Annotated in this window: 2 protein-coding genes; one reads left to right on the top strand and one right to left on the bottom strand. The window is 33.8% G+C overall.

Annotated elements, in window-relative coordinates:
• The first annotated feature begins 149 nt into the window (after positions 1-149).
• Positions 150-1,079: a peroxiredoxin gene (locus F6K13_RS26225; protein WP_124143921.1), complete on the top strand. Its 930-nt coding sequence runs from the start codon at positions 150-152 to the stop codon at positions 1,077-1,079.
• 1,079 nt (positions 1,080-2,158) lie between these two features.
• On the opposite strand, the gene F6K13_RS26220 is transcribed toward F6K13_RS26225, so the two are convergent.
• Positions 2,159-2,983: ISAs1 family transposase (locus tag F6K13_RS26220; protein WP_287245641.1), on the bottom strand; the 825-nt coding region annotated here is incomplete at its 5' end.

Here is a 2,983-nt window from a genome sequence, read left to right as displayed (position 1 = left end):
CTGAGGGCGAATGCCATTCGCCCTCAGTCTATTTGTCTCCGTGCGTAAGTCCTGTAATTGCTGTTTTGCTCCAAACTATTGTTATTATACAATGATAGCAATCATTATTTAGCAAAACATCAACCTTAGTAGCAAAAAAAATCTAGAATATGATATTATTTACGTTAGCTTCTACCGCCTCAACTATAGTAGGTAGTATTTTTCTTTTTACTGGTATTGCCAAAATTATAGAACCTTGGAAATTTAGCCAACATATTGCCAAACTAGATTTAATAAATACTCAATTAATTATACCTATTTCCCTTACATTTACTGCTATTGAATCAGCTTTAGGAATTGCTTTAATCTTAAGAGTTTTACCAACCATAATCATGCCATTAAGTATTTTATTATTACTTAATTTATCAATGCTTACTTACTGGAGTACATCAACTGGTAAAACTGAAGATTGTGGTTGTTATAATGGTTTGTTAGAAATTACTCCTACCCAAAGTTTAATTCTCAATGCTATTTATATTTTTCTGTTAATATTTGCTGAATTTTTTGGTCTTTATCGACCTACTGTTTTGTGGCAATGGCTGGTAGTATTAATAACTTTTATCATTAGCTATGCTTTAGCTGCTGGCTCCCTAGAATATATGCAAGAAAATGGTCGTCCGTATCTTGATTTTACCCCTTTACAAGAAAACAGAAAATGGCGGTTAGAATGGCTGGGAGAAGATTCAGAATCTCTAATGTCTGGGTCTGTAATTGTGGTATTTATGAGTCCTGAATGTTCTCAATGTAAACATTGGTTAGGTGTGTTGAAGTTAGTGCAATGGCAAGATGATTTACCAGCCATAGTTGGATTAATCGATACTGATGATATTCAAAAAGGTCAATATTTTGTAGATAGTTATTTTTTGAATTTTCCCGTTGTTGCAGTAGATAAAAGGTTGTATAAAAAATTGAAGATAGAGGTAGTACCTACAGCAGTTGTTTTGAAAGATGGAGTTATTCAAGAAAAATGGATTGGGTTAATGCCAATGTGGTTTATTAATAAAATTAATCAGGGGGAGAATAGCTATAATCGAGTTTAGGAATTTATAGTAGATTGAAGGTAAATGAGGTACAAAGATGAATGTTAATTAATTGATAATTGATATGGATAATTGATAATTACCTCTGGTTAAAACCGTTACGGAATTGAATATAAGGAAATATTATTTCTTCTCTTGGTCGATTGGATATGGCGAGGAGACCTCGCCATCCCATCCTTCGGGAAGCTCCGAAGATCGACCGCTGTCTTGGTTGATTGGATATGGCGAGGGGACTAGCTCTTGACAGAGCCGCTCCGCTAACGCCATCCCTCAACCGCTTTTTTCCCCTTCAAAGGGGAGACTTTAAACCAGAATTATTTAATTATTAATTATTAATTATTAATTATTCGCTAAAGTGTTTGTATTGCGGGCATTTGGCCCGCAACTGGTGTACCTCACTAATATGAAATACGCTGTAAAAGCTATGATGAGTATCTTAGCCTCACGGGGTGACAAACACTTCAAAAACATTGTTAAATAAAGGTTTAAAGGCTATAGGCGAGTGTGAAAAATTGAGATAATTTGTGATCATAATCATCATTATTGGTGAGGGTGGTAGGTAAGCGATCGCTCATCCACACCATCACAGGGAAAACGCATCTAATTTTTTTGACAAATGACTAAAAACCCAATAATGCCCTTGACCTCACAGGGTTACAAGCAGCTCAAAACCATTATTGGATAAGAGTTCAAAGGACATTTAGCTGGGTCTTTAATTTGTGATACGGGATAATCATTATTGTTGTTGGTGTGGGTGAGCGAAGCTCACCCACACCAACACATAGCCTTGATCTATTGTTCAATTTAAATGGAAGTGATAATGGAGTCTTTATGGGTGATATCACTATCTGCAATCACTCTAATTCACTCGATTTTTATTTTTGTTTTTTTACCAAGATTGCAGACTGCAATCACTTAATTTATTGAGAGACATATAAGATTATTATTTAAATTTTATTGTCGATATTACTGTCTGCAATCACTTTTAAATAATCAAACTAAAATTAATAATTATTCTCCTAATGCATAGGAAGATAAAATTCCATTGCCAGATGTTTTCACTTATTTACATTCAGATTTTATTCTGAGCTGAATAAAACTTTGAGGAGGTAATTGTTGTTCCATCCAGCTCTTTTTCGTTGATTTTTTATTCCAGTTTTTACAGTTTTTTCTTGATTTAATAAATTTAAAGCTATTTGTCTAATTACTGCCAAATTCTCTGGAGCATTATCTGTTCTAATTCTAGAGCAATCTTCCTGAAATTGAACATCCAGAACCCAATTTAATTGATTTTCAATCCCCCAATGACCACGAATCGCTTCAGCTAATAGTTCAGCATTATTGGATAAACTACTAATATAATATCTTCGTTCACAAGTTCTTTTTCCATCTTTTTCAAAACGAAAGTAATCGACAAAGCCAATTGATTTGAGATTTTTCCATTCTCCAAATGGATCTACTTGTTCGGCAATATTACTCGCCATATAATAGTATCGATATTCCTGACGACCATGAGCTAATTCTGGTTTACAATAATCACTTTGTGTACTTTCTTTTCCTTCATTTTTAGATAATTTATTCAGCAGTTTTTCAACCCTTTGATAAAAATAACCTTGATTTTTTTTCAAAGTAATTACATAGTCAGCTTGTTGTTCTGTAATTTGTTTAACAATTTCTTTTTGCCATCCCATAGCATCAATAGTAACTAGACAACCAGAGAGGGATAAAACTTTGAGAAGTTGGGGAATTGCAGTGATTTCATTCGATTTATTATCTACTTTGACTTGACCTAAAACTAGGCGATTTGCTGTAGCCCAGGCACTGACCATGTGAATAGGTTTTTGAGATTTTTTTTTGTCATAAGAACCTCTGAGAGTTTTTCCATCAATTGCTATGATTTCGCC

Source organism: Okeania sp. SIO2B9 (assembly GCF_010672505.1).
In the GTDB taxonomy this organism is placed as follows: Bacteria; Cyanobacteriota; Cyanobacteriia; order Cyanobacteriales; family Microcoleaceae; genus Okeania; species Okeania hirsuta.
The sequence above is the reverse complement of the archived record's forward strand: the minus strand, read 5'-3'. Positions and strand labels throughout refer to the sequence as shown.

What these genes read in the sequence shown, in the direction of transcription:
- F6K13_RS26225 (WP_124143921.1), top strand. Translation starts at nt 150, where the DNA reads ATGATATTATTTACGTTAGCTTCTACCGCCTCAACTATAGTAGGTAGT.